Consider the following 25,433-nt stretch of genomic DNA (forward strand, 5'->3'; position numbering starts at 1 on the left):
TAGTGACCAGGCAGGTCGCAAGTGCTTTTTTCTTTGGCCTGACCCACCAATTATTCCTCCCACAAAATCTTAAAAAGTTTAACTTTCACCAAACAAGTGTATTAATACATTGACAAAACTTTATAAGGAGGGCTTTGATAAATGACAAACGATATCACAAATTCCTTTCGCAGCATGCTGGATACGATGATATCCTTTATCCCTAACATTATTGCGGCTTTACTGCTGCTGTTGCTGGCCTGGGTTATCGCTTTAATTGTGAAGAATCTTTTTACAAAGGTATTGAAAAAAGCAGGAGCAGACAAAGGTATGGTAAAATCCCGGCTAGCGACCAGTGAGGAAGATGCCGGAAATAAATTGGATAGTATTGGAAAGATACTTTATTTCCTGGTATTCATTCTGTTTTTGCCGCCAATTTTAACACAGCTGAACATGAATAATGTGGCTGATCCAATATCGAATATGATGGGTAAAATGCTGGATTTCATTCCAAACCTATTGTTATCAGCCATTATTCTGATTATCGGGTACTTCGTGGCAAAAATAATTAAACGCCTCGTTTATTCCCTGTTAACAACCTTAAATATTGATGGCTGGTTTCATAGATTCTCCAGTAATGAACAGAATAATGATATAACTGAAACCAAGTCTGACGAGGAAAGTATGGAATACAGGTCACGTTCCGAACAAAAGGTAAAAGAAGCACGTAATGGGGAAGACGAAACACTTGCCAACACACTGGCCAATATTGTGTTTGTCATTGTACTTATCCCCATTTTAACAGTGGCACTCGAAACATTAAACGTTGCATCAATTACAGAGCCAATTATAGCCGTCCTGAACATTACACTTGCCATGATTCCAAATATTTTCGTGGCAATCATACTACTCATCGCCGGTTACTATTTGGCCAAATTCATTTCCGACCTATTGATTAAACTAATGGAAAACACCGGTATGAATAACCTGACGAAAGTATTAAGCGTCAATCAGGCTGAAAAGGTAAGCCGGATGAACCTATCAAGGGTGATCGGGAAAACCGTTCAGGTTATTATCATCATCTTTTTTGCGGTAGAAGCATTAAATGTACTTCAACTGGGCGTACTGAACAACATTGGTGCGGCTGTTATTGCTTACCTGCCGCTGATCATCAGTGCACTGATCATTCTCGGCTTAGGGTTTATCGGAGGAAATATCCTTGGAAATTATATTGGAAAAACTTCCGGAAACCGCTTCTTCGGTGAACTGATTAAATATACCGTCGTTGTATTTGCCGTCTTTATGACATTGGATCAGCTGAACTTTGCAGCAAGCATTGTCAACCTGGCATTCCTGTTTGTCATCGCTGGGTTATCCATTGCGTTTGCTATCTCTTTCGGTATAGGCGGAAGGGAATTTGCAAAACGTCAGCTGGAGAGATTTGAGGCGAAAATAAAGAAAGAAAACGATGCAGATGGAGAAAATAATTCAATTTAATGCGAAACCATAATTATGTTAGGTCCCCTCTGTCATACCAGGCGCAGGGGGGATCATTATATACATCTATGTATGCAAATTAATACAAATGCAAGTTCCAAGGAGCGGTGACAGCATGTATAAGCACATTCTCAGCAACATTGAACACCGGAACAGTCCCATGCCAAAGGGCCCGTGGTTAATGACCCAAAAGTGGGAGGATCTGTTATTCCTGAATTTTCCCGTATCCGCGGAAACCATGCGTCAGCAAATCCCCGAAAGACTAGAACTGGATACATACGAAGGAAAAGCATGGATTACCGTGATTCCATTCAGGATCACGGATATGCGCATGCGAATGCTGCCATCTTTTCCATACATTCGAAAGTTCCTTGAATTAAATGTCCGCACCTATGTCAAAAAAGATGGCGTTCCAGGTATTTATTTTTTCAGCCTGGATGCAAGCAAGCTGCTGCCGGTGCTTGGCGCGAAATTGACCACTCTCCCCTATTATTATGCCAAAATGGATATGAAGAAAAAAGGAGACTGGTTTCACTATTACAGTAAAAGAAGGAGCTTGGACAACCCTGAGTTTAAGGGGCAATACAGACCCGCTTCCAAACCATTTTATCCGGAAGCCGGCACGCTGAATCATTGGCTGGTGGAACGTTATTATTTATGGACGGGCGTTGGCAATATATTGCTCACTGGCGGCATCCACCATCTTCCCTGGAAAGTTGCAGAGGCGGAGGCCCACGTGCAACAAGAGGATTACCCGCCTTTCCTTTCACATACAAATGAGGATGAGAAAATGGTATATCTCTATGCTTCTTCAATAAGGGTGCTGTTTTGGCCGTTTAAGAGGGCCAAATAGCTTTCACGCGTTACATCCGGAGCAATGGCTAACAATAAGAAAAAGCAGAGGTGCATTCATTTATTGGAGCCTCTGCTATCTTTTCTTGCAAATTTTTTCATTATGCTGATCATCTACTCGTCCAGCCATTGCCATGCTTTTTCTACTTCATCCATCTCAAAATATTCCACCGTAATACCAGGCAGTATTTTGCCTGCCTTTGAGGCATTCTCCACCCAATCCTTCTCACTGACCACGGCAAACTTTTTCATTTGATTCCACCGTTTCATATCCACTTTCATGCCCTTAAGCAAGCTTTTAATTGTCGTGCCTTCCAGTTCTTTAAATATAGCCAGTATATTAAAATCACTTTTGTCGCCATATAATTCCCCGGCATGGTCATCAACGCTACGGGCATCTTCCGCCGTAAGTTTGCCATTTATTTCTACACAAATCGTATCATCATGCCGACTGGGCAGAATGCGAATCATCAAGATCACGCTCCTTTTAAATGTCTTTAACTCATGTACCCGCTTGAAGTTTCACTAAAACGGTAAGAAGGCATCTCAATACCAACAGTTGTAAAGGTTTCTTTACGCAAAGCTTACTATACTGCATACTGAATAAAAAACAGGTGGCAGCAGCATGAAAAACAATTTAATTGAATACAGGGTAAAATTTGATTATTAATTACCTGGACACTAAACTGCAATATTTAAACCACAGCACCGTCTAATAAACAGAACGAAAAAAAGCCTTAAAGCAAGGAGGCTTAAACATGGATGAGGAGTTAATTACCGACTGGTTTGATTCCTATGCCGATGATATATACCGTTTCCTTGTCTACTACATGTCGACACCGGACGTGGAGGATGTGGTACAGGAAGTATTTATAAAAGCGATCAATCGCTATGATTCCTTTAATGGAAAATCGAGTCCAAAAACATGGTTGATATCGATTGCAAGAAACCTGGCCATTGATGAGATACGCAGACAGAAGCGGCAGGATTGGCGGAGACTTATTAAAACATATGAATATAAAACAGAAAACTCACCGGAGTCAGCACAAATAGCAAATGAAACGAAACTGCAATTGCATCAAGTCATCTCAAAGTTGAGACAAAATTATCGGGATGTGATTATATTGCGGGGCATTGAGGAATTATCAATCGCTGAAACAGCGGATATTTTAAAATGGCCGGATAAAAAGGTGTCGTTAACATTCCATAGAGCATTAAAAGCATTAAAGAAAAAGATGGAGGAGGGGGATTATGACACGTAAAGACGAAATGCAAAAGGAGCTAAAGGAATTGAAAATCAACAGCTCATTGAACCCTCAAGCCAAGGAACAGATGAAATCGGCAATTAAAAAACATGCACGAAAAAAACAGAAGCGGAAAAAATTTAAGGCTGCGGCAATCTGGGCTTCAACTGTTGCAGCTTTGTTCCTAGCAGGCATACTCGTATTGCACATGATCGACAATAACCAATCCGCACTCCCGGCAGACAACCATGATAAAGAGGAATCTAACACCAGGATAAATGACAAACAGCCTGTCGATTCCAGCGAAGAACCGGGATTTTCAGTAAGGGAAGGAGAAAAAGAAAGTAAATTTATTAGGATTGAAGGAATGGAGGAAGAGGTCACCGTTACAAACTATACACTGGAACCATATGGAATTCATTATCAGATGGAGGAATTCCTGAATAATTATCAAGTGGAAAATCATGCGGTACGATATTACACGGATGCGGAAAATGCCTGGATCAGATTGGAAATCACAGAAAATACCATCCTGGATGAAACTGTTTCCTATCTGCAATCCCAGTACACCGGTAATTTCAGTTACAGGGAGGAACCAGCCGAAACCCCACAGGAAGAAAATAGGTATGAAGGGGTCAGTCAACATTTTTCAGACCCGCCTCAAGGGTATTACGCTTATCAAATCGAAGAAAATGTTTTAATCATTCAATATGAATATATCATAGAAGCCGGTGATGGTATGGGGCCCAGGCTTCAACAATTAAGAGAATCGATCGAACAAAGACCTTGAAGGAAGAACAGGACTTTCCCTGCCAATTCCCGGTGAAAGTCTTGTTTTTATCCAAAAATTATCTTCACCAGGAAATACCGGTGACAGAGCAGATTTTTCCAAACCTCCTTCACCTCTCATCTTCCCGCTCACTTCCCTTTTGCCGCAGCACCGGTTCCAATTCATCCTCCACCGTGGAATCACTCAACTCAACACCGGACCGATAAGCCGCTCGCACCAATATATGACCAGCAGTAGGAGCAGTAATAAAAACAAACAGAATACCAAGAAAGAGACGGACACTGATCAGACCCTCCACTACCCAGAAATACATAAATACACCGGCCAGTGTAACCAACACAGCCAAAGTCGTACTCTTTGTTCCTGCGTGATTTCGTGTATACACATCAGGAAACCGCAGCAGTCCCAGGGCACTCAGCATGCTTAAAACACCACCCGCAAAAATGAAAATAGCTGCAATTAATTCAAGAGTTTCGTTTCCGCTCAATGATGACACCTCTTTCCATATATCTCGCAAAAGCGATGGTACTAATGAAGGCCAGAATTCCTAAAATCAGGATGACATCAAAAAATGCAGTTGTTGACATCATGACAGAGATGATAGCAATACAGGAAATGAGCTTCACCCCGATGACATCCAAAGCAAGCAGCCGATCCGGCAATGTAGGACCGATAATCATTCGGATTAAAGAAATCCCAATGGCAATCCCATATAAGGCAAGACCGCCAACCACCAAAAACTCCACCATTACCTGAGCACCTCCATAATCGCTTTCTCAAATTTCGCAAGGGACATTAACAGATTATCCTTGGATTCCTCTAAATCCATGGCATGAATGTAGAATGCATCCCCCTCCGGTGTTACTTCCATGACGACAGACCCCGGCGTTAATGTAAGCAGTAAAGCTAAAAGCGTAATTTCCCATTCCCCTCTTAAATCTGTTTCATAATAAAAGATTCCCGGCTTAACCGTAATATCCTTTTTAACAATATGTTTGATTACAAAAATACTCGATTGGCACAGTTCACTGATGAAAATAAAAATAAGCTTAACTAATTTAAAGAAACGCCATAAATAAAATTGAGTTCCAAAAAACCGATGCATCATAAATACGATCAATATACCAACGAGGTATCCGGCAAAAAAAGTGGAAAACCGCAATTCGTCTTCATCCATCAGAAACATCCATAAAAAAGCAATCAGCAAATTGGTTAAAAATTGTTGGGCACCCATTCCACATTCACCTCCAGTTTGTGATTAATTATTATTCATCACCGCATCAATATAAATGTCAGGGTTCAGCAGGACGTTGGCAGCATCAGATGCAATACCGGTAATAGACTCCATCCCCAAACCAAGTGCAATCGTACCTATTGTAAAAATGACCAGGGGAATCAGTTTTCCTTTTCTAAGCGGCAGCTCATCCTCCTCACTAATAATCGTTTCTCCCCAAAAAGTGTTTAAAAAGACACGAAGCAATGAATAAAGCACGGCCAGACTGGATAGAAAAGCAAGTGCCAGCAAAATATACGAACCTGCTTCGGCTGCACCTTGGCCGACAAGTACTTTACCGAGAAATCCGCTGAGTGGCGGAACACCCGCCAAAGAAAGCATGGAAATGAAAAACATCCATCCAAGCAAAGGATAATTTCGGATGAGCCCGCTCATATTTTCTATTCTCGCGGTCCCCGTCAAAGCAATCATCGTGCCGCCAATAAAGAATAGCAGTGCCTTAATAATCATGTCATGCACGAGATAAATAATAGAGCCTTCCACAGCTGCAGGTGTTAACACTGCAAGTCCGACAAGAATAAAACCTACGGCAATTACGACATTGTACGTAATGATTTTCCGTATATCATTATAGGCAATAGCGCCAATACTCCCTCCGATCAAAGTAAGCCCAGCCATGATACCAATCAGGGTATGCGTGATTTGCGGCTCATGATAAAATATCAGGGTGAAAAACCGGAAAAGGGCATAAATTCCTACTTTCGTCAGCAGCGCACCAAATAGAGCACCTATCACAGCAGGAGGTGCACTGTACGATCCGGGCAGCCACTGATAAAGCAATAAACCGGCTTTCAAACTGAACACGACCAGAAATAGAATACTGATGACAGTAAGGATTGATGTCTGTCCACTTTCCGCAATACGTTGGGAGATATGGGCAAAATTCAGTGTCCCCACTGTTCCGTACAAATACCCGATACCTATCAGAAACAGCCAGGAAGAAACGACATTGATCGTCATATAAGTAATACCATGCTTCAACTGCATTTTTGTCCCGCCAAGGGAAATCAAAGCATAGGAAGACAAAAGCATAATTTCAAAAAAGACAAACAGGTTAAATAGATCCCCTGTTAAAAAAGATCCGATCACCCCGGCCGCAAGGAAATTTACAAGCGGATAAAAATACATGTTCTCACGCTCGGCATTAAGGGCATGAAAAGCATATAACAGGATAATGGCCGTCACCAGGCCCGTTGTTAATACGAGCAGCAGAGAAAAAGAATCCCCTACGAATAAAATACCAAACGGCGGCTCCCAGCCCCCAAAATCGAGACGAAGAATCCCTTCATGTTGAACTTTTTGCAGTAAATATGCACTGATTCCCGTGATTACAACCATTACACCAAAAGTCACCCAACGCTGCAGACGAATGAAAGGGCGCAAAAAGATTAGTATAATACCTGTAAGCAACGGAATAATGACAGGAAATACAAGTATATTATTCATCTTTTATACCTCTCAATATATCAAGGTTATCCGTATTCATTTCCTGATACGCCCTGTACGCGATGACAAGGAAAAAAGCAGTTACACCAAAACTGATCACAATAGCGGTTAAAATAAGTGCCTGAGGCAATGCATCCGTATACGTAGCAGCCTCCTCCCCAAGCAGAGGGGAACGCCCTTCTTTCAAGCCGCCCATCGTCATGATAAGTAAATGTGCTGCATGGGAGAGGATGGCCGTGCCAAGAATAACCCGTATTAAGTTTTTGGACAGAATCAGGTACGTAGAGACAGATACCAAAATACCCGCCAGAACGATGATTAACGTCTCCATAAACTACACATCCTCACTAATACTTATCATAATTGTTACAACAGTGCCAACTACAGCGAGTGCTACGCCGGATTCAAACAGAGTTACTGTAGCAAGTTCTGTCCGTCCTAAAAAGGGAAGATCAAAATATTCAAAGGCCTGTGACAAAAACGGTGCACCAAAAAATACGGAGCCCAGGCCCGAGACTGCGGCAATAAAGGCGCCTAAAGCTGCGACCAGCTTAAAGTCAAAGGGGAGCCCCCTTTGAATGGTTTCAATATCATATGACAAATACATCAGCACAAAAGCAGAAGCCAGTACGAGGCCGCCCACAAAACCGCCGCCGGGGCTGTGGTGGCCGGTGAGAAATAAATAAATGGCAAGCGTCAGGATAATAAATACGACTACCTTTGTTACAGCATGTAAAATAACATCATTAATCTTCAATTTTACTCCCGCCCTTCCTGCTTTTCAGCTTAACGAGAGAGAATACTCCCATGCCGGCAATAACCAGCACAAAAACTTCCAGCATCGTATCAAAGGCCCGAAAATCGCCCAGAATAGCATTGACAATGTTCATTCCACCAGCCAGTTCATAGGCATCTTCAAAAAAATAGGAAATGGACTCATACAATTGGCCATGCTGTACGCCCAAGGCAACGAATATAAACACCAATCCTGTTCCAATGGAAATAATAATATTTGCCAACTTTGTCCGTCCGTCATGTTCTTCCTTCTTCCATTCCGGCAGAAAATAAAAGCAAAGCATAAACAGGGTTGCTGTCACGGTTTCAATTACAAGCTGTGTCAATGCAAGATCCGGTGCCCGGAACATAACAAAAAATACCGCAATCGAAAAGCCCAATATACCGTTCAGCAACACAGCAGACAGCCTGGATCTGACAAATAAAATAGAGATCCCGGCAGCCGCCATAATCACCACCATCATGCCTTCAAACATACTTATCGGCACATCGTTTGACAAATCGAACGTAAATGCCTCCGTATAGATGAGTGTGGCGCCAACAGCACCAATAAAGAACAAATAAATATACATTAAATAATCCCGCAGATACCCCGTCATATACATGTTAGTTACATGGGTCGTGCGATTTTCAATAAACAGCAATATATTATCATACAGTCTGTTAAAGGATAACTTCCTCGGGAATAAACGAAAGATTCCCCTCCAGTATTTCAGGAAAAGATATAACAGCATACCGGTAATAATAATGCCGATGGTCATAAATATTTCTGTATTAAACCCGTGCCATTGCTCTATCTGCACACCGAGATCCACATTGGGCCCAAAGCCCGGATATACACTGCTCATCGCTGGAGCAAGCACATAATTGCCAAGCGTGTTCGGGAAGAAAAAGATGACTACCACCAAAACAGCCAGAATGATCGGAGGCACAAGCATACCAATCTTAGGTTCGTGTGCCTGATGTTCCAATTTCTCTTCTTTATAAGAACCGAAAAAGGTTTTAAACACAATAATCATACTGTAAACAAACGTAAACACACTGCCAATCCATGCTATTACAGGCAGCGTTGTCCCCAGATTTTCCAGCGAAAAGATATTCAGTTCGCTTATATTTAACACAGCTGTTAAAAACATTTCTTTACTAAGAAAACCATTAAACAGCGGCAGGCCAGCCATGGAAAAACTGCCGATTAAAGTAATCGTAAAGGAAATCGGCATAAAGGTGACCAATCCGCCAAGCCTGCGAATATCCCTCGTCCCTACTTCATGGTCAATAATTCCGATGACCATAAACAAGGCACCTTTAAATGTGGAATGATTGACGAGATGGAATAAAGCAGCGAACGTTGCCTGAGTAAATACAATTGACTCGGCACTATATCCGAAATATAAAGCTGCAGATCCCATGCCAAATAAACTCATAATCAACCCGAGCTGACTCACCGTGGAGTAGGCAAGCAATGCTTTTAAATCCGTTTGTCTGATGGCATGGAAAGAAGCCCAAATCATCGTGACCATTCCCACACCGGTAACCAGCCAGAACCATACCTCTCCCCCGCCGAAGACAGGGGTCATGCGGGCAACAAGGTAAATCCCCGCTTTTACCATCGTTGCTGAGTGCAGGTAAGCACTGACCGGCGTAGGTGCTTCCATCGCATCCGGAAGCCATATATGAAACGGAAACTGTGCCGATTTCGTAAAAGCACCCAGCAGCACGAGTACCATGGCGGGAATAAACAGGGCATGAGCAGCCAGATTATCAAATGAAGCAATGATTTCCCGGATACTGAACGTACCTGTCATCACATAAAGCATGATAAAACCGGCAAGCATGGCAAATCCGCCGCCGACCGTGATGAGGAAGGACTTTTGTGCCCCGTATCTTGATTGTTTTCTGTGATACCAGAAAGCAATCAGCAAAAAGGACGAAATACTCGTCATTTCCCAGAACAGGTAAAGGACCATCAAATTATCGGAAAAGACGACACCAAGCATACCGCCCATAAATAATAATAAATACACATAAAAATGGTAGAGCATTTCATTATCGGATAAATAATAGATGGAGTAAACAACCACCAGTGCCCCGACACCTGTAATCAACAGTCCAAAAATCATGCTCAATCCATCCAGATAGGAAGTGAAATTTATGCCGATGGAAGGAATCCAGTTCCATGTATATACAATAGTATTGCCGTCAGCAATTGACGGGATCAAACTAACGAGATAGACAAACAGGGCAGCCGGCACAAAGAATACAACCCAGCCAATAGAGGAACGTGGAATTTTTTTATGAAAAAGAAATAGAATAAAAGCTGCTATAAAAGGAATCATGATAGCCAGGTTCAGCGAAAACAAGAGAACACCTCCACTTTCATACCGCAGGAACTCCCCCGCCTTATGTATGATTTTTCCATTGTTTCTATTTTCTCCTTTCGCTTTAAACGTAACCGCACAAAAACAACACAGCAAGTCTCGCTTAATAAAAAAGAAAATTCTCACAATAGCACGATACATGTTTATAACCGTATGCCGGAATTTTTTCATAAGATCAACAAGCCGTTCAAAGGGAGCTTGCATTGAAGTCCGTATGACATAGGAATTCAAGCCCGAGTGACGAATTGGTACGTGCTGCAGGAGCAGGTTTAAAACTCTGACCTTGTACAGATAATTAGGAATGTTTTATTTTACCCGCCAAACAGAGGATTGCAGCAGCAATTAATTAACGTTGGTTAACAACAATGAAAAGGATCGCATATAAATACTATGCAGTCGGGATGATCCGCATAGAAATGCGAAAAATAACAGATGATCATGTTTGAGGTATAGAAATAAGTGGTGCCTATCCATAGACTTCAGCCAAAAAACCAAGTACTGATACAGATAAAAGTTTTCACCGTTTTATCTGCTATGAACAAATACACTATAAAGCATACGTTTTACATTTCATTGGGAAAGTGGCGGACTATCGCTTAGTTGCTTTATTAAATAGTTATGCTGAATAAGGTCAGTTAAAGGCATTTCCAAATATAGGAATATACTATTTTAATTTCACACAAGGATTATTATACAGGAAATAATTCGCCACTGCACTTTTGACGTTTTCTTTTATGCAAATAAAGGAAGGTACGGAGTCATTTATATGGCTGGAAACGCCTTTAATGGGGGAAAAGCAAGTTTTTCTAAATTTGTATGGAAAAATTTCATGTTTTGGTCTATGCTATATTGAAAGCTAATGCTTTTTCCGTTAGAATATATACGTTTCGGAAGATTATTGTATGACAGAGGTGGGTGTATCATGAAGAAAATCAGAGGCCGCATGGATGAAGCTATTCTCGTTTGTGTTTATTATGGACCAAATGGAGAAAGGCTGATCAAACGCGGTCATAAGTTGGCAAATATGCTGGATTGCCCTTTTTATATATTAACAGTGGATCAGCTTCCTTATGATGAATTTGATGAGGAAAAATCCAGATATGTGGATCGCTGGAAAGAGTTGGCTGATGAATTGGAAGCAGAGGAGTTCATCTTAAGGGACAACGAGAATAAATCCTCAGTGAAAGCAATTAAGGAAATTGCACATAAGCATAATATTACACAGGTTGTTATCGGTCAGTCCCCGCAAAACAGATGGGAAGAAATTACAAAAGGGTCATTTGTCAATGTTCTTCTTCGTGCACTTACGTATATCGATATCCATATTGTCTCCTTCGACCGTCATCTCAGAAACAATGACGAAGATACGGAATACGAAAGAGGCGTGCGCGCATTTTTAAAGCAGGATAAAAACGGGGAATATGAACTCACTTTTGCACGTTCCCACGCCAACCATTATGAAGGAATCTTTTACAAGGACATCGGAACCGACTTTAATAACGGTGTTTTTAAATTTATTTACAAAGGAAAAAATTGCCAGGTTCATATTACAGAAGATAAGGTTACCACGAAAATAGAACAACCACCTAATTTGAAATAGGTTTTAAGATATGATAAAGAGGTACCCACACTATCCCAGAGAGGTTGATAGAAAACGGCTCCAGCTTTCTGCAGGCTGGAGCCGTTTTATTTTAGGCGGGGGATTGGAAGCTTCATCAATCGGACCAGCCACTCTCCCTGAACCGGGAAACAGCTTCTATACGGTTGCTGACTTCCAACTTTTCGAGAATAACAGAAACGTAATTGCGAACAGTACCGGATGTAATTAAAAGTTGTTTTGCAATTTCCTTTGTGTTTTTCCCTTGGGCTATTAATGAAAGCACTTGCGTTTCCCGCTCCGTCAATGGGTTTTCGTTGCTGTAAACCATATCCACCAATTCCGGGGCATACACTCTCCGCCCATTCATGATCATTCGAATGGAGCTCGCTAGTTCATCACTCGGGCTGTCTTTTAACAAATAGCCGCTCACCGCCGCATTTCTTGCCCTCTCAAAATAACCCGTTCTTGCAAAAGTGGTTAAGATGATAACTTTGCAAGGATGATTCTTCAGTTCTTCTGCTGCATCAAGTCCGCTTTTTATTGGCATGTGAACCTCTCCACCTAAATCCAAGATTTTGATGGAGCATCCCTTATCTTGAATAAACCACTGGGTCTCGCTTCGCAGTTCTTTACGAAACTACTGAGCCAGACGAAGGGCAATTAACGAAGACAAGGTCTGGTGTGTTCTTTTTGACAGCTCAGGAACTTTTGCCTGAAGAGCCAACCACTTCTTTTCAGAAGTGGATTTTTGTATGCCTCTAATAAAATATCGGGCACCAATGTTATAAGATGCGGATAAATCAGCATGATAAACTTTTCCTGTCTCAAACACGACAAGGTCTTTCTTATCATTCCGCTCTACTTGCCCGGAACCATCAAATGCCAGTTTACTTGTATTCCCGGCGTTAATACGTGAAATTCGCATGCCCGCATAATGCGCCATTTCTTCGACTTTATTCTGGATCCCTTTCTTTCTCCAGTAACGAAGCTTAAATCGAAGCTTTTTCGCACCATAAAAACCCTTTGGCATTTTCATATGATCCAGAAACTCGAAAACAATTACATCACAACGATGTTCTTTTGCCAGTTGGACAATTTTTCGGGAAGTATCATGAACGATGTATTTTTGCAGGCCGTTGATTCTTCGCCAAAAATTTGGTGCTTGGATCCTGCCGGAAATACTTTGTGCTTTCCTCAGTTTGTTCGTCATGGTATACAACTGGTCTTTTTCTTTGGACTGATTAATAAATAGTCTGTCCAGGACAGTGCCATTTGCATCCATGATGGAACAAACCGCAGAGTTCGTTATTCCCAAATCTACAGCACAGATTTTTTGTTCTTTTATCTTTGTTTTTGACAGTTTTACTTTTGACTTATAGCTGATATGTAAAAAGTATTTTTTACCCACCCTAACAAGCTTTGGATTGCACTCCTTCCACTCCCAAACATCACGTTTATATAAATCCTGTTCTTTGAACGCTATGTTGATCCATACCCAATCGTTACGGTGGAAAATCTTTATTTGTGCAGTGGTTTCATCTATTCTTTTAAACATATTCCCCCGATAAAATACCGGAAATTCCTTGTGTTCGAGTTGGAAGCGCGGCGGTTTTTTGTTGAACTTTTTTCCTTTTGATAAGGCAATATATTGTTCTTCTTGCCATTTTGTGAAATTTGATCGGTAACTTTTTACTTTACCAAAAGAAGTTGCAATCGCTGCTCTTCTGAAATAGGAAGGAAATTTATAAAACTGTGCATTGAATTCGGGGTATTTAGGCAGCGGGTTGGATTTTGTTGTGTGGATCAGTTTTTCGACAGCAGGAACAATGGAAGATGAGCTATAATCATCCAGATCGGAAAATTCTTTATGAATAACTTCCATGATAAAAGCAATTGCCCGGTTATACACAGCCAATGTATCATCGAAAATGCGTGTATGATTCGTTATTTTATGGCGAAGTGTTTTCGCAACTTTCATCGTTTTCCGTCCTTCTAAATTTTCTTTTTATTTGATATACTTATATTATACTTAAATTATTTTAGTTGTAAATAGAAATGAGGAGTTATTTAATATGGAATATAAAAGAAATAGACATGCTTATTATAAGTTGACATATCATTTGGTTGTAGTTACTAAATATAGACATAAATGTATCAATGAAGATATGATGGGCAGGTTGAAAGTAATATCCGCAGATTTATTTGACAGATGGGATTGTGAGATTATAGAAATAAATGGGGAGACAGATCATATTCATATTTTATTCGATGCTCCGCCGCAAATAAATCTGGCGAACACAATAAATAGTTACAAAACAGTCACGTCCAGATACATTCGTAAAGAATTTGCAGACCACTTAAAAAACTATTATTGGAAGCAAGTTTTTTGGAGCAGGAGTTATATGGTGTTGTCGACCGGAGGGGCAACTATTGACGTAATAAAAAGATATATTGAGCAGCAAGGAGAATGAAGACCTTAGCGACTAACCCCCACTAAATCATAGATTTTGAAGGGGAATGCGTCGCTAACTTTTGTTCAATATCCATAATACAAATATCCGGCTGATAATTTTTCACCAGCTTTAATGCTTCTTCCCCATCTTTTGCTTTGCCGACAACTTCCATATCCGCTTCCAGATGAAGGAGAGAACCCAGCGCCCCAAGCAGCATTCCCTGATCTTCGGCCAGCACAATACGGATCACAATAGCCACTCCTTTTCGCTTTGCTGGATAACATGCGGCACGCTGATTTTCATTGTCGTGCCATTCAAATCAGTTATTTCCAGGTTTCCATTCACAAATTCAAGCCTTTCTCTCATGCCTGCCAGTCCGTTCCCCTGATTGGAGTTCGTTTTACCAGAAAGACCTATCCCGTTATCTTTCACTTGGATCTGCAGCTCACTGGGGGACTGCATGATGGAAATATGACAAGTCGTAGCCTGACTGTGTTTCACCACATTTGTTATCGCTTCTTTCATACAAAGACTTAGTACATTTTCAACTAATAACGGAGTGTTTCTAATATCAGGGGTTCCTTCTATTTTAAGTTTAATTTGTGCAGCATTCAGCATTTGCCTTACATGAATAATTTCATCCTTCAGCCTGATGCTCTTCATATCAGAAACCAGCTCCCGCACTTCTTTCAGCGCTGTTCTTGCTGTTTGGTGAATATCCTCCACTTCCGATTTTGCTGTTGCTGCATCCAATGGAATCAGCCTTTTGGCTAAATCACTTTTCAAACCAATTAAGGAGAGCTTTTGACCCAATGTATCATGCAGGTCCCTGGCTATCCGCTGACGTTCTTCCATCACGATTAATTCAGATATTTTTTTGTTAGCCACTTCCAATTGGTTTTCCAGTTTCTCCTGTTTATTGCGATTATACATATTAAACGGCAGAAGAATCACACCAATAATGCTTATAATGATAAAGGGAAGCTGTGTCAAAAATATTTGATTCTGTATAAAGAAACCAATGGCTACAGCAGAAATCGTCGTTACGAGATGTACAACATATAATGTAATAAACCCGGCTTTATTTTGTATATTCCCGATAAAAAAGGCCAGGAAGAGCGAAAAATAAACATAGCCAAAATTCAGCGTCATCCATATACTTATCGCCATTTCCACTCCAACCGACACATAAACCGTCCATCCTTGTTTAATAAAAGCCAGCCGAAAGGCAGCGAAAAATAAAACAATGAGTATAATACCGATAATCACTTCTGTAAGAGAAGAAGATCTGAATATAAAATAGAATGGAAGAAGACAGAACACAATCCATGTAAATGCGCTGAGCCCTGTATTTTCCGGGAAAATATGATACCAGTTTCGCATTATGTGCTCCCCTTTTTTATTTAACTTAGTATAACATATTTAAATCCGGCTAATATCTCATGTTTCTGCAGTCCGGAAGTTATCATAACAAAAATCCCTCCACGAGGAAGGGAGTATTTTGCAGTCGCATAAGTTTACACCGTCCTATACTAAAGCTTTAATTGTCATTAAAAAAACCCTTCAATTTACCATTGAAGGGTTTTCCAGGAAAGGTCAGTAAGCAGGTTTATTTCTCCGGCAGGCCTGACCTCCCGGGAGTTATTTGGATGTTTGGTTTTCTATTGTTCAACAGTGTTTTGACTTCTCCGAAAGTGACAAACGACCTGCTCGCCTCATCATAAAGTCGGAAGCGGATTGATTTTAAACTGGATGCCAATGTAATCGTCGTTGCTTTCTTTAATGGCGGTGTGGATTCATGTGCATTCTCCAGGTTATAGTTTGGTACTCTTGGACTCAAGTGGTGGACATGATGGTAGCCGATATTTCCCGTGATCCATTGCAACACTTTCGGGAGCTTGTAATAAGAACTGCCATCTACAGCCGCTTTTACAAAGTCCCACTCCTCCTCATTTTCAAAGTAGGAATCCTCAAATTGATGCTGTACGTAAAATAACCAAATGCCCAGTGAACCTGATATGAATAAAATGGGAAGCTGGATAATCAAAAATGCCTGCCAGCCGACTGCCAAAATTAACAGTGTATAGATGCCGGCAATGGAAACATTAATTAAATACGTATTCATCCGTTCCTTTCGTCTTGCACCCTTCCTGTTAAAACGATTGGATAACAGGAAAAGGTAGAGTGGACCTAAGCCAAACATAATGATTGGGTTACGGTAGAGCCGGTAAGCCAATTTGCCCCAAAACGATGCAGCAGCATATTCTTCCACTGTCATTACCCATACATCGCCTGTACCCCGCTTGTCCAGGTTACTGCTTGTCGCATGATGAATCGCATGATCCCGTTTCCATTTTTCAAAAGCGAACAATGTGATAATACCGGTAATTGTCCCGACCAGCCGATTTGCTTTGCTGCTTTTGAAAAAAGAGCCATGTGTACAATCATGAAAAATAATAAATATCCGAATAACAAACCCTGATGCAACAACAGAAAGTGCAAGTGTAAGCCAGATGGATACGGATAAACTCTGGTATGCAAGGAACCAGAGCAAAAAGAATGGAAGTATCGTATTGATCAACTGAATAATACTTGCTTTCCTGTCGCATTTGCAAATGCCGCTACACTTTTTCTCAATTGTGCTTGTTTTTTTCTACTCATGTTTTCCTCCTAATAAGACTTTCTCTTTGGAATCTATATTAGGCGAAAATCAAGAGGGTTGGAAGACATAAATGTCAAGGGAGGTATATGACAAATGTCATGGGTTGTATGCTAATGAAAATAAAAGAGCAGACCCTAAAGTCCGCTCTCGCTGCCTTAACTCTCTTCGGTTTTATGATGATGAAGCGGAGGCGGTATCATCCATCCTTTTTCCTTGTTAAGCTGAAGAAACTTTGTTCCTAATGCAGCCTTTTGCGTATGAAATTGACCAAACATCATTCCTACATCTTCGCGAATGGACTGCCCCATTATTGTACTGCATGCGACCAACCCCGCTGCTATTTCAGCAGATATGGTTGCAGCAATTTCCTGATCCATAAAACGTGCACCATCAGGAATATCTTCCAATTTGGCTTGCGGACGCTCGGGTGGTGTTGGAGGCAAGCCCACACCATTTTCCTGCAGCAGCGTTTTGATTTCATTAACATGCTGCCTGTACTGCTGGATTGTTTCTTGTATCAATCTCTTCAGGTCCTCGTCACCAGCGTGGTTATATAACGTCTGGTGGCCCGCAATAGCTGCCTCTGTTGTCAATAAAGATGACCAGATACTGTATACCACCATAATGCATTGGTTCATCTGTTGGGTTTCCACTTAAAATTCCCATGGTAAACCTCCTAATCAAATTCATATTTTGTGTCACCTTTCTGCTTATCACAGGTTTATACTTCCTCCTTGGCAGGCTTATTATACATAATTATTTCGTGATTAGGATGTCATTGTTCTTTCAGCTGGCGCATCGATAAATCTGAAGTATGGGAGTACCAATCCCAATAAAGATACTGTACAAATAATCGTTCCAAACAAAATGTATAACGGTCTAATTCCCCACAGTTCGCTTAATAGTCTTCCGAGCAACACGCCAACCTTGTACTAAACTTTCTTAAAACCACCATTCATCGTACTTTCCACCGTGATGAAAATAATGAAATTAATTTTATAATATACTTAGAGTAAGGAAACGAGTAGCGTGAACTACCCGGTTCTAGGCAACTACAAACTGCATTAAGTGCAGCTGGCCGTTAAAACATGTTATCTAACTAAAAGAAGTAATCGCTGGCCTGGTGAGGGAGCGGTTACTTCTTTTACAGATAATGAAGTATTACCTTCCTTATCTGCATAAGTGCAACTAAGCACTTCATATGTCGTCATCCTACCCCCCTTCCCTAAGCTATCACGTGGCTTAAGGGACAAGGAACGATGACCAACCGCCACAATACCTATGTAGTTGCTAATTATATTTCACCATGTTATTCGTTTAGTTGGGGGAATAACGTGAATAATTGTTTGAACACAAATCAACTTATATCGGAATTTTAACCGTTATAGAATAATAACCTTATACTTACAGTAGATTGTTACATAATCTCATGAAAAAACTTTTGGAATGTAAGGTTTGGAAAATTTCCGTTGACAATTAATTTTCCAAAGTATATGATAGTATTCAATAACTTAATACTCCGGAGTACAATTCTTATCCAGAGAGGTGGAGGGACTGGCCCTTTGAAGCCTCGGCAACGGACTTTCACGAGTACTGTGCCAATTCCAGTAGCTTTATGCTAGAAGATAAGAAGAGAAGATACCTTAATTTGTGTATTCAACCCTCTTCTTGTCTATGGCAAAAGAAGAGGGTTTTTTATGTTCTTCGCTCTTTCCTGACTGCAGAAGGAAAGGGATGATTTCTTTTACTGAGCTTGCGGCCCTCTTAAAATACATTGATGAGGTGATCTTTATGACAACGGTAAAAACAGAAAACGAATTATGGAAGGCAATTGAATTATTGAAAGAGAAAGAATGGGTTGATCTTACACATACATTCGGGCCGGATTCCCCACATTTCCCGGCTTTTGAAGATGCAGAATTCAATACGCTTTTTACGCATGATGACGGTTTTTTTGCACAGCGGTTTAACTTTCCAGGGCAGTATGGCACACATATTGATGCGCCGATCCATTTTGTTCGTGATCAACGGTTTCTGGAAGAACTGAACTTAAAGGAAGTTGTTCTCCCGCTTGTCGTAATTGACAAATCGAAAGAAGCAGCAGAAAATAATGATTTTATTCTAACGAAGAATGACATTTTGGAATTTGAAAAAGAGCATGGACAAATAGAAGCAGGAACTTTTGTGGCATTACGGACAGATTGGCATAAACGCTGGCCGGACAAAAAAGCATTTGAAAATAATGACAAAGAAGGAAACAGTCACACGCCCGGCTGGGGAATAGATGCATTGAAATTTCTATTTGAGGAAAGGAACATCAATGCGGTTGGACATGAAACCTTTGATACGGATGCAGCTGTTGATTTACGTAAGAATGGATCACTCATCGGTGAATACTATGTCCTGGAACAGGATACATTCCAGGTTGAATTACTGACTAACCTGGATCAGCTTCCAGCAAAAGGCGAGGTAATCTTTAACATTAGCCCAAAACCGGAAAAAGCAACAGGATTTCCGGTGCGTTCTTTTGCTATTTTGCCATAAGCATTTATATTGATAGGATGCTTAAAAAAAATAAGATCAGGGAGAGAAAAATAATATGACAAAAACAATAGTAAAAGCTCCATTCAGAGCAGACCATGTAGGCAGTTTATTAAGACCGGGAAGAATTCACCAGGCTAGAAAGGATTATCAGAAAGGCAGCATTTCTGCGGAAAAACTCCGCGAAATTGAAACAGAAGAAATAAAAAAGATCATAAATAAACAAATTGAAGTCGGACTCGAGGCTGTAACAGATGGGGAAATCCGGCGCAGATTTTGGCACACGGATTTCCTGGAACATTTAAACGGTGTAGAGGGTTACGTACCGGAGCAAGGATTTCAATTTAACGGAGAGGAAACTGAGAGATATGATGTACGTGTGAATGGAAGAATTTCTTTTAACCCGGACCATCCACATGTGAAAGACTTTATCCAATTCCACTAGCGTTGCAGGAAAATAATATTAAAAAATCAAGTAAAATATTTTATTTGAAAGTTGGTAATATTAGATCTTTTCACTTTAAAATCCATTAAAAAAACCTTATAATTAGGGTATGGTAGTCCTGTCCAAATCCCTAACTATAAGGAGAAACCATGGACAATAATACCATAAAAACTGTATTCAAGGAATACATTCATCCATTAGATTCAAAGGTAATACAAAAAATGATTGATCATGCCGAAGTTGACAAATACGTCAAAAAGCTTGATGTACTTACGTTTACGAATGCTTTTATCTATGCCCAGTTAAAAAACTTAGATAGTCTGAAGCGGATAAGTGATACGATTAAACGAAAGAAAACGGTGCAAAGACTTGTTGGTATAGAGAGCATTAGTAAATCACAACTCTCTCGAAAAAATGGAGATATTCCACCCGAGATTTTTCAGGCGATCCTGCATCATTTAATTCAAAAGCTGCACCAAATACTTGGCCCAACAATGACAGACAAATCACTTGGAAAGCTTCATCTGATTGATTCATCGACCATTTCCATGTGTCTCAGCCAATATGAATGGGCAGATTTTCGGGAGACAAAAGCGGGAGTGAAGATGCATACTTCCATCGTCTTTTGTGATGATATCTCTTATCCAAATGATATGATACTTACCCCTGCAAGACCTGCTGATGAAACTCAGTTGGATTCATTAATTGTGCCGGATAAAGGGGTCCTTCATGTCTTCGATCGAGGTTATTTCAACTTTGCTAAGTTTGATTATTATTGTGAAAAAGGTATCCGGTTTGCCACAAGAATTAAATCGAATACTGTTGTAAATGTCATCGAGGAATTGCCGGTAGATGAGGATTCTTCAATCTCCAGGCATGCGATCGTGAAGATTGGAAACATGAAGAATCCGCTGCAGTTAATAGAAACTGTAGACAGCGAAGGGAACCAGATCCGAATTGTGTGTAACGATGCAACCGTCGGTGCACAGGAAATCAGTGATATTTACCGGCATCGCTGGCAAATTGAATTGTTTTTCAAATGGATAAAGCAACATCTGGTTATCAAAAAACTGTATGGAAAGAGTGAAAACGCTGTATACAATCAAATACTAATAGCTATGATTACTTTCTGCCTAACCCTGTTAATGAAAAACAAGTTGGGCTATGAAGGAACTTTAGTCGAAATGTTGCGTTGGACCCGTGATTTCTGGTCACAATCCATGACATTTTTTATTTCCGAATTATTCAGGAAACCAGAACGATCATCCAATGGACGACGAAGGCTGGACCACGAAAAGGTTTTTAATGAAACCTTGGCACAATACGAATCAGAGGAGGTTTTGCACTTAGATGATCTAAGCTACGATCCAGTTAACTAATAAATATATAAAATTCTAAAAATGGATGAAGGGCTACCTTTAAAGCATATTAACTTTTTTTCTCGAATAAAACTAGGTATTTATCAGAAAATTGAACTAAATAACTGAAGCTACCAGATTTATTGATTGACATTGTTTTTACTTTTTAATGCAACGCTAGTGATCCAATTCAAAGAAATTGTTGGGGATCGTGCCATTGCAAAACAAACTATTCCGAGTCCAAATCAGCTATTTAATGCCGGGATCCGCAATCTTGATATTTATCCTGATATTGAAGAATATGCCAATGATATTATTCAGGCATACCGTGATGCACTAAAGGCCTTTTATGATGCAGGATGCCGCTACCTGCAGCTGGATGATGTGTATATTGCCGGCCTGAATGCCCCGGAAATCCCATTCAATGACAGTGGCTACTCGCGGGAAGAATTAATCGACTTGGCATTACGTGTAGCCAATGGTGTACTGGAGGATAAACCGGAAGATCTTACTGTAACTACCCACCTCTGCCGTGGAAACTACCGCTCCAACTGGGCATTTGAAGGGAGTTATGCCAAGATCGCTCCAACATTGTTTGCCAAAGAAAAAGTTGATGGGTTCTTCCTGGAATATGATGATGACCGTTCCGGTGATTTCAAGCCATTGGAATACATTCCAAATGACGGGCCCAGGGTTGTATTAGGCGTTTTTACTTCTAAACACGGTGAGCTGGAAGACAAGGAAAACATAAAGGCACGTGTGGAGGAAGCAACAAAATATGTGCCCTTGGAACAATTATGCATCAGTCCACAGTGCGGTTTTGCTTCTACGCACCACGGTAATATTTTGACCGAAGAGGAGCAATGGGCAAAATTAAAGTATATCGTGGACATTTCGAAGGAGATCTGGGGCTAGAATTTGTAGCGAACAGTTTTATAGCTGTTCGCTTTTTTTATTTATTTTTACTTTCTATTACAAATATCTAATCACATCTTCCCTAAAACCTTTATTAGAACCGGTAGTTTTAATAATAAGGTAACCAGAACAAATGATCTCGTTTGAAACACGATTGTAACATGCCTATCATCTTATCGACATTTCCAAGTGTTATACTTCACCTAGAGGAAATACATATTTAATTAAACGGTGTGAAGAGGAAGTAGGGAAGTAAATGAGAAAAGTCCTTGCAATAGTACCAGTAATTTTTATTTTGGCGGCTTCATCTTTCAGTATCCCAACCAAGGCAGATACAACGGAAGAGTTAAAGGATGTTCGTGATCAACGTAAAGAAATCAATGAAGATTTAACTGAAGCGGAAAGTGAAATTGCAGCTATCATAGCGGAACTGGAAACTTTAAAGACAGAAATTGACACTATAGATGCAGAACGAATTGCTCATCAGGAACAGGTAAACGAAACTGAGGATGAGATCGAGAATACACTTGATGAAATTTCCATGCTGGATGAGGAATTGGAAGAATTAGATAAAAACATGGAAGAAAGAAATGAAATATTAAAGACACGTATGTCCTCCATTCAAAAATCCGGTGGTGCGATTACCTATCTGGAAGTAATATTTGGAGCAAATAGCTTCAGTGACTTTATTAATAGAGCTTCTGCTGTAAACAAGATCACGAATTCAGATGCTGCATTATTGGAACAACAGAAAATAGATAACCAGAAGAAAACGGAAAAGCAAATGCTCGTTCTTGATAAACTGGATGATTTAAATGCTTTAAAAGAAGAACAGGAAGAAATGAAATCACTCATTAATCAACAATTAGCGAATAGTGAGCAGCAAAAGGATGCAATGGAAAATAAGAAACAGGAATTAGAGGATTTAACAAATGAGTTGGAAATAGAATCCACTGAACTTGCTTCCCTGGAAGATGAAGTGAAGGAGCGTATAGCTGAAGAAGAGAGGCAGGCTGAAATAGCAGCGGAAAAAGAACAAAGGGATGCCGAATCAGCTGTGACACAAGTAGCTTCTGAAGCGACAACACAACCAAAGGAAACAAAAGATAATGAATCTAAGAAAGATACGCAAATAACTACAATGGAAAAAGAAGAACCAGTTGAAAAAGAGAAGCAGGAGAACAGCGACAATAACACATTTTCCGTAACAGCAACAGCTTATACTGCAAACTGTGTAGGCTGTACTGGCATCACTCACACTGGTATTGACTTAAACAATAATCCTGATGCAAAAGTCATCGCCGTAGATCCAAGCGTCATCCCACTGGGCAGTGTGGTAGATGTCGAAGGTTATGGACATGCCATTGCCGGAGATATAGGCGGTGCCATTAAAGGAAATAAAATTGACGTCTTTGTACCAGATCAACAAGCAGCCGCAAACTGGGGTGTGCGTACAGTAGAAATTACAATTGTGGAGTGAGGCTGGGACAATAGCATAATATTCAAAGGAAAAGCCGAACTTAAACGCAAATAACCTGCTCCGGCAATATACTACGCTTTCCGCGGGCGGCTGGTGAGCCTCCTCGTGCTGTCGCACTGTGGGGCCTCACCGATGCCTTTCTCCCGCAGGAGTCTACGTATATTGCCGGAGCTAATGTGGTGCATTGTTCGGCTTTTTAAAAGACTTTTTTGTTATGCGCCAGACTCGTATACTATGAATTTATACTATCCCTGTAAATAATCTTGCTGGAAAACACTCATATACACGACATCATGATAACTGCCCTTGATAAAATATTCTTCTTTTAATACAGCTTCGGTTTGAAAGCCTGCTTGTTTATATACATGAATGGCTTTTTCATTCGTCTCATCTACGATCAGGTACAGTTTATGGAGATTTAATATGTTAAACGCATAATCCATGGCAAGTTGCGTCGCCTTTCCCGAGTAGCCAAAGCCCTGATGATCCGGATCAATCATGATAGCGAATTCTGCTTTACGGTGAGTAGGTTCGATAGAATAAAGCGCCACAAAACCCAGCTGCTTCTCATTCTTCTTTAATATGAAGAAACGTATATGATCGTTGTCCTTATTCTTCATATATTTTTCTTCCAAATCTGCTTTTGTCTGATACGGCTCATCAAACCAAAAAGACATAATATCCGGATTATTCATGAGACCGTGGATAAATTCCAGATCTTCTTTTTCCATTGCTTTTAATACCAATTGGTCAGACATTTTGTTTCCTCCAGATTCATAAAAATGTGCTGCTACTAGATTATAAAAGAAACTTACATTCTCTCATTTTTAAAAACGACTTTAAATTTTTCACATACCACCGGTATTTTATCATGAAATTCCCGTTGAACAGCATCCAACTCTTTCTTGAAAAAAGTTTCATGTACATCCCGCCAATATGATAACGAACGATCGCCTTCCCCTTCCAGATAGGCATGTTCTTCTGTGACTTCATCGAAAGGTACAACTTCCACAGACGTCGTTTCCACGATAGCAACCGCTTTACCCTCCCCATCGAGAATAATATTATGGAGACCGGCATACGGCAACGCCTCATTTTCCAATTCATATAATATGTAATTGGAAGCTGTTGCGGTTTTCTTTCCTTCCAGCACTAAGGTCGCAAGTTCATCTGCCATTTCTTTGGAATCGCCAAATGCCCACGCTTCATAATCTTCCGGTGCGTTTGGGTTTATTTTTCTATATTTCTCCCATAGTTGAATGACTGTTTTATCTTCCATATTTCCTCCAGCTTTCTTGTTAAGATATGATTTTAGTATTTTAACATGTAAGACCCTAATTCTTCCTCACTTTTCAATACAGAATATTTTCTTTCAAGGCTACATTTATACTTTTTAGAAAAATCATGATATAATAGATTTATCCCCCTAAAAGAAAGGGGGTGAGTAGATGTGGTAGAGGTTTTGGCCCTGATTACGACAGCGATAAACTTGGCAATAGCTGTTATTAACATAACAGTGGTCATTTTATCGAAGCGTAAAAAGGAAAAGGACTTTCATTCTGGTAGCAACAGAAGAAAGTCCAAACATTAACCCAGGAGAGGATTAATTTCCTCTCCTCCATATCCTACTCTTATTATATAATGAATATGCAAAATAAACAAGAAAAGAGGTATTGTTATGGCATGGACTGCATTAATCATTTC

At 40.3% G+C, this 25,433-nt stretch carries 22 protein-coding genes, 6 pseudogenes and 1 riboswitch; of the genes and pseudogenes, 12 read left to right on the top strand and 16 right to left on the bottom strand.

Annotated features, from left to right (window positions below):
• The first annotated feature begins 141 nt into the window (after positions 1–141).
• Together ACZ42C_RS12630 and ACZ42C_RS12635 are read left to right on the top strand one after the other, a co-directional pair.
• Positions 142–1,476: a mechanosensitive ion channel gene (locus ACZ42C_RS12630; protein ID WP_461180809.1), complete on the top strand. Its 1,335-nt coding sequence runs from the start codon at positions 142–144 to the stop codon at positions 1,474–1,476.
• Positions 1,477–1,591: 115 nt separating this feature from the next.
• On the top strand, positions 1,592–2,329 hold the full coding sequence (locus ACZ42C_RS12635) for a YqjF family protein (RefSeq protein WP_461180808.1): 738 nt from the start codon (positions 1,592–1,594) through the stop codon (positions 2,327–2,329).
• A gap of 113 nt (positions 2,330–2,442) precedes the next feature.
• Here ACZ42C_RS12635 and ACZ42C_RS12640 read toward each other — a convergent pair whose 3' ends face one another.
• Positions 2,443–2,799: a SpoIIAA family protein gene (locus ACZ42C_RS12640; protein ID WP_461180895.1), complete on the bottom strand. Its 357-nt coding sequence runs from the start codon at positions 2,797–2,799 to the stop codon at positions 2,443–2,445.
• Positions 2,800–3,086: 287 nt separating this feature from the next.
• Here ACZ42C_RS12640 and ACZ42C_RS12645 point away from each other — a divergent pair, with 287 nt between their 5' ends.
• Both ACZ42C_RS12645 and ACZ42C_RS12650 read left to right on the top strand, forming a co-directional pair.
• Entirely contained in the window at positions 3,087–3,590 is a 504-nt protein-coding gene (locus tag ACZ42C_RS12645) for an RNA polymerase sigma factor (protein WP_461180807.1), read from the top strand.
• Positions 3,580–4,362, top strand: a complete 783-nt coding sequence (locus tag ACZ42C_RS12650) for a hypothetical protein (RefSeq protein WP_461180806.1) — start codon at positions 3,580–3,582, stop codon at positions 4,360–4,362. Before ACZ42C_RS12645 ends, ACZ42C_RS12650 begins: the two co-directional genes overlap by 11 nt.
• A gap of 109 nt (positions 4,363–4,471) precedes the next feature.
• Here ACZ42C_RS12650 and mnhG read toward each other — a convergent pair whose 3' ends face one another.
• The 7 genes from mnhG to ACZ42C_RS12685 are packed head-to-tail and all read right to left on the bottom strand — an operon-like array spanning position 4,472 to position 10,257.
• Positions 4,472–4,858, bottom strand: a complete 387-nt coding sequence (gene mnhG, locus ACZ42C_RS12655) for a monovalent cation/H(+) antiporter subunit G (RefSeq protein ID WP_464891269.1) — start codon at positions 4,856–4,858, stop codon at positions 4,472–4,474.
• A complete protein-coding gene (locus tag ACZ42C_RS12660; RefSeq protein WP_461180804.1) occupies positions 4,827–5,111 on the bottom strand; it encodes a Na(+)/H(+) antiporter subunit F1 in 285 nt (94 codons plus the stop codon). The genes mnhG and ACZ42C_RS12660 overlap by 32 nt, the downstream gene beginning before the upstream one ends.
• The gene (locus tag ACZ42C_RS12665) at positions 5,111–5,596 is read right to left on the bottom strand and encodes a Na+/H+ antiporter subunit E (RefSeq protein ID WP_461180803.1); all 486 of its coding nucleotides are present in this window, start codon (positions 5,594–5,596) and stop codon (positions 5,111–5,113) included. Before ACZ42C_RS12665 ends, ACZ42C_RS12660 begins: the two co-directional genes overlap by 1 nt.
• A 24-nt stretch (positions 5,597–5,620) precedes the next feature.
• Positions 5,621–7,102 carry a Na+/H+ antiporter subunit D gene (locus ACZ42C_RS12670; RefSeq protein WP_461180802.1) on the bottom strand — a complete coding sequence of 494 codons (1,482 nt, stop codon included), beginning with the start codon at positions 7,100–7,102 and terminating at the stop codon, positions 5,621–5,623.
• Positions 7,095–7,433 carry a Na(+)/H(+) antiporter subunit C gene (locus ACZ42C_RS12675; RefSeq protein WP_461180801.1) on the bottom strand — a complete coding sequence of 113 codons (339 nt, stop codon included), beginning with the start codon at positions 7,431–7,433 and terminating at the stop codon, positions 7,095–7,097. Before ACZ42C_RS12675 ends, ACZ42C_RS12670 begins: the two co-directional genes overlap by 8 nt.
• Before the next feature lie 3 nt (positions 7,434–7,436).
• A complete protein-coding gene (locus ACZ42C_RS12680) occupies positions 7,437–7,859 on the bottom strand; it encodes a Na(+)/H(+) antiporter subunit B (protein WP_461180800.1) in 423 nt (140 codons plus the stop codon).
• Positions 7,849–10,257, bottom strand: a complete 2,409-nt coding sequence (locus ACZ42C_RS12685; RefSeq protein WP_461180799.1) for a Na+/H+ antiporter subunit A — start codon at positions 10,255–10,257, stop codon at positions 7,849–7,851. Before ACZ42C_RS12685 ends, ACZ42C_RS12680 begins: the two co-directional genes overlap by 11 nt.
• Before the next feature lie 940 nt (positions 10,258–11,197).
• Here ACZ42C_RS12685 and ACZ42C_RS12690 point away from each other — a divergent pair.
• Positions 11,198–11,875 carry an adenine nucleotide alpha hydrolase family protein gene (locus ACZ42C_RS12690; RefSeq protein ID WP_461180798.1) on the top strand — a complete coding sequence of 226 codons (678 nt, stop codon included), beginning with the start codon at positions 11,198–11,200 and terminating at the stop codon, positions 11,873–11,875.
• 115 nt (positions 11,876–11,990) lie between these two features.
• Here the strand turns inward: ACZ42C_RS12690 and ACZ42C_RS12695 are convergent.
• Positions 11,991–12,431, bottom strand: a pseudogene (locus ACZ42C_RS12695) (response regulator transcription factor); the annotation flags it as partial.
• A gap of 81 nt (positions 12,432–12,512) precedes the next feature.
• A complete protein-coding gene (locus ACZ42C_RS12700) occupies positions 12,513–13,853 on the bottom strand; it encodes an RNA-guided endonuclease TnpB family protein (RefSeq protein WP_464891270.1) in 1,341 nt (446 codons plus the stop codon).
• 94 nt (positions 13,854–13,947) lie between these two features.
• Here ACZ42C_RS12700 and tnpA point away from each other — a divergent pair, with 94 nt between their 5' ends.
• On the top strand, positions 13,948–14,346 hold the full coding sequence (gene tnpA, locus ACZ42C_RS12705; protein WP_461183752.1) for an IS200/IS605 family transposase: 399 nt from the start codon (positions 13,948–13,950) through the stop codon (positions 14,344–14,346).
• Between the two features lie 49 nt (positions 14,347–14,395).
• Here tnpA and ACZ42C_RS12710 read toward each other — a convergent pair.
• From ACZ42C_RS12710 to ACZ42C_RS12725, 4 genes and pseudogenes are all read right to left on the bottom strand, one after another.
• Positions 14,396–14,578, bottom strand: a pseudogene (locus tag ACZ42C_RS12710) (response regulator); the annotation flags it as partial.
• Positions 14,575–15,711: a sensor histidine kinase gene (locus ACZ42C_RS12715; RefSeq protein WP_461183751.1), complete on the bottom strand. Its 1,137-nt coding sequence runs from the start codon at positions 15,709–15,711 to the stop codon at positions 14,575–14,577. The gene ACZ42C_RS12715 and the pseudogene ACZ42C_RS12710, both read right to left, overlap by 4 nt.
• 226 nt (positions 15,712–15,937) lie before the next feature.
• Positions 15,938–16,989: pseudogene (desA, locus tag ACZ42C_RS12720) on the bottom strand (Delta(5) desaturase DesA).
• A 156-nt stretch (positions 16,990–17,145) separates the two neighbouring features.
• A pseudogene (locus ACZ42C_RS12725) lies at positions 17,146–17,656 on the bottom strand (DUF3231 family protein).
• 864 nt (positions 17,657–18,520) lie between these two features.
• Positions 18,521–18,622: riboswitch (SAM riboswitch) on the top strand.
• Positions 18,623–18,781: 159 nt separating this feature from the next.
• Between ACZ42C_RS12725 and ACZ42C_RS12730 the strand changes: the two are divergent.
• From ACZ42C_RS12730 to ACZ42C_RS12750, 5 genes and pseudogenes are all read left to right on the top strand, one after another.
• Positions 18,782–19,534 carry a cyclase family protein gene (locus ACZ42C_RS12730; RefSeq protein ID WP_461183750.1) on the top strand — a complete coding sequence of 251 codons (753 nt, stop codon included), beginning with the start codon at positions 18,782–18,784 and terminating at the stop codon, positions 19,532–19,534.
• Between the two features lie 55 nt (positions 19,535–19,589).
• Positions 19,590–19,970: pseudogene (locus tag ACZ42C_RS12735) on the top strand (5-methyltetrahydropteroyltriglutamate--homocysteine S-methyltransferase); the annotation flags it as partial.
• A gap of 155 nt (positions 19,971–20,125) precedes the next feature.
• The gene (locus ACZ42C_RS12740) at positions 20,126–21,355 is read left to right on the top strand and encodes an IS4 family transposase (protein WP_461183821.1); all 1,230 of its coding nucleotides are present in this window, start codon (positions 20,126–20,128) and stop codon (positions 21,353–21,355) included.
• Positions 21,356–21,517: 162 nt separating this feature from the next.
• Positions 21,518–22,249, top strand: a pseudogene (locus tag ACZ42C_RS12745) (uroporphyrinogen decarboxylase/cobalamine-independent methonine synthase family protein); the annotation flags it as partial.
• Between the two features lie 256 nt (positions 22,250–22,505).
• On the top strand, positions 22,506–23,729 hold the full coding sequence (locus ACZ42C_RS12750) for a PcsB-like coiled-coil domain-containing protein (protein WP_461182500.1): 1,224 nt from the start codon (positions 22,506–22,508) through the stop codon (positions 23,727–23,729).
• Between the two features lie 245 nt (positions 23,730–23,974).
• Here ACZ42C_RS12750 and ACZ42C_RS12755 read toward each other — a convergent pair whose 3' ends face one another.
• Complete coding sequence (locus ACZ42C_RS12755) at positions 23,975–24,487, bottom strand: GNAT family N-acetyltransferase (RefSeq protein ID WP_461182499.1); 513 nt, start codon at positions 24,485–24,487, stop codon at positions 23,975–23,977.
• A gap of 53 nt (positions 24,488–24,540) precedes the next feature.
• Positions 24,541–25,008: an ASCH domain-containing protein gene (locus ACZ42C_RS12760; protein WP_461182498.1), complete on the bottom strand. Its 468-nt coding sequence runs from the start codon at positions 25,006–25,008 to the stop codon at positions 24,541–24,543.
• A 171-nt stretch (positions 25,009–25,179) separates the two neighbouring features.
• Here ACZ42C_RS12760 and ACZ42C_RS12765 point away from each other — a divergent pair, with 171 nt between their 5' ends.
• Entirely contained in the window at positions 25,180–25,320 is a 141-nt protein-coding gene (locus ACZ42C_RS12765; protein ID WP_461182497.1) for a hypothetical protein, read from the top strand.
• Positions 25,321–25,433 lie beyond the last annotated feature (113 nt).

The sequence above is a fragment of the Virgibacillus kimchii genome (assembly GCF_055379185.1).

Coding starts and splice junctions, on each gene's coding strand:
- ACZ42C_RS12630 (WP_461180809.1), top strand. CDS start 142: ATGACAAACGATATCACAAATTCCTTTCGCAGCATGCTGGATACGATG.
- ACZ42C_RS12635 (WP_461180808.1), top strand. CDS start 1,592: ATGTATAAGCACATTCTCAGCAACATTGAACACCGGAACAGTCCCATG.
- ACZ42C_RS12640 (WP_461180895.1), bottom strand. CDS start 2,799: ATGATTCGCATTCTGCCCAGTCGGCATGATGATACGATTTGTGTAGAA.
- ACZ42C_RS12645 (WP_461180807.1), top strand. CDS start 3,087: ATGGATGAGGAGTTAATTACCGACTGGTTTGATTCCTATGCCGATGAT.
- ACZ42C_RS12650 (WP_461180806.1), top strand. CDS start 3,580: ATGACACGTAAAGACGAAATGCAAAAGGAGCTAAAGGAATTGAAAATC.
- ACZ42C_RS12660 (WP_461180804.1), bottom strand. CDS start 5,111: ATGGTGGAGTTTTTGGTGGTTGGCGGTCTTGCCTTATATGGGATTGCC.
- ACZ42C_RS12665 (WP_461180803.1), bottom strand. CDS start 5,596: ATGGGTGCCCAACAATTTTTAACCAATTTGCTGATTGCTTTTTTATGG.
- ACZ42C_RS12670 (WP_461180802.1), bottom strand. CDS start 7,102: ATGAATAATATACTTGTATTTCCTGTCATTATTCCGTTGCTTACAGGT.
- ACZ42C_RS12675 (WP_461180801.1), bottom strand. CDS start 7,433: ATGGAGACGTTAATCATCGTTCTGGCGGGTATTTTGGTATCTGTCTCT.
- ACZ42C_RS12690 (WP_461180798.1), top strand. CDS start 11,198: ATGAAGAAAATCAGAGGCCGCATGGATGAAGCTATTCTCGTTTGTGTT.
- ACZ42C_RS12700 (WP_464891270.1), bottom strand. CDS start 13,853: ATGAAAGTTGCGAAAACACTTCGCCATAAAATAACGAATCATACACGC.
- tnpA (WP_461183752.1), top strand. CDS start 13,948: ATGGAATATAAAAGAAATAGACATGCTTATTATAAGTTGACATATCAT.
- ACZ42C_RS12715 (WP_461183751.1), bottom strand. CDS start 15,711: ATGCGAAACTGGTATCATATTTTCCCGGAAAATACAGGGCTCAGCGCA.
- ACZ42C_RS12730 (WP_461183750.1), top strand. CDS start 18,782: ATGACAACGGTAAAAACAGAAAACGAATTATGGAAGGCAATTGAATTA.
- ACZ42C_RS12740 (WP_461183821.1), top strand. CDS start 20,126: ATGGACAATAATACCATAAAAACTGTATTCAAGGAATACATTCATCCA.
- ACZ42C_RS12750 (WP_461182500.1), top strand. CDS start 22,506: ATGAGAAAAGTCCTTGCAATAGTACCAGTAATTTTTATTTTGGCGGCT.
- ACZ42C_RS12755 (WP_461182499.1), bottom strand. CDS start 24,487: ATGTCTGACCAATTGGTATTAAAAGCAATGGAAAAAGAAGATCTGGAA.
- ACZ42C_RS12760 (WP_461182498.1), bottom strand. CDS start 25,008: ATGGAAGATAAAACAGTCATTCAACTATGGGAGAAATATAGAAAAATA.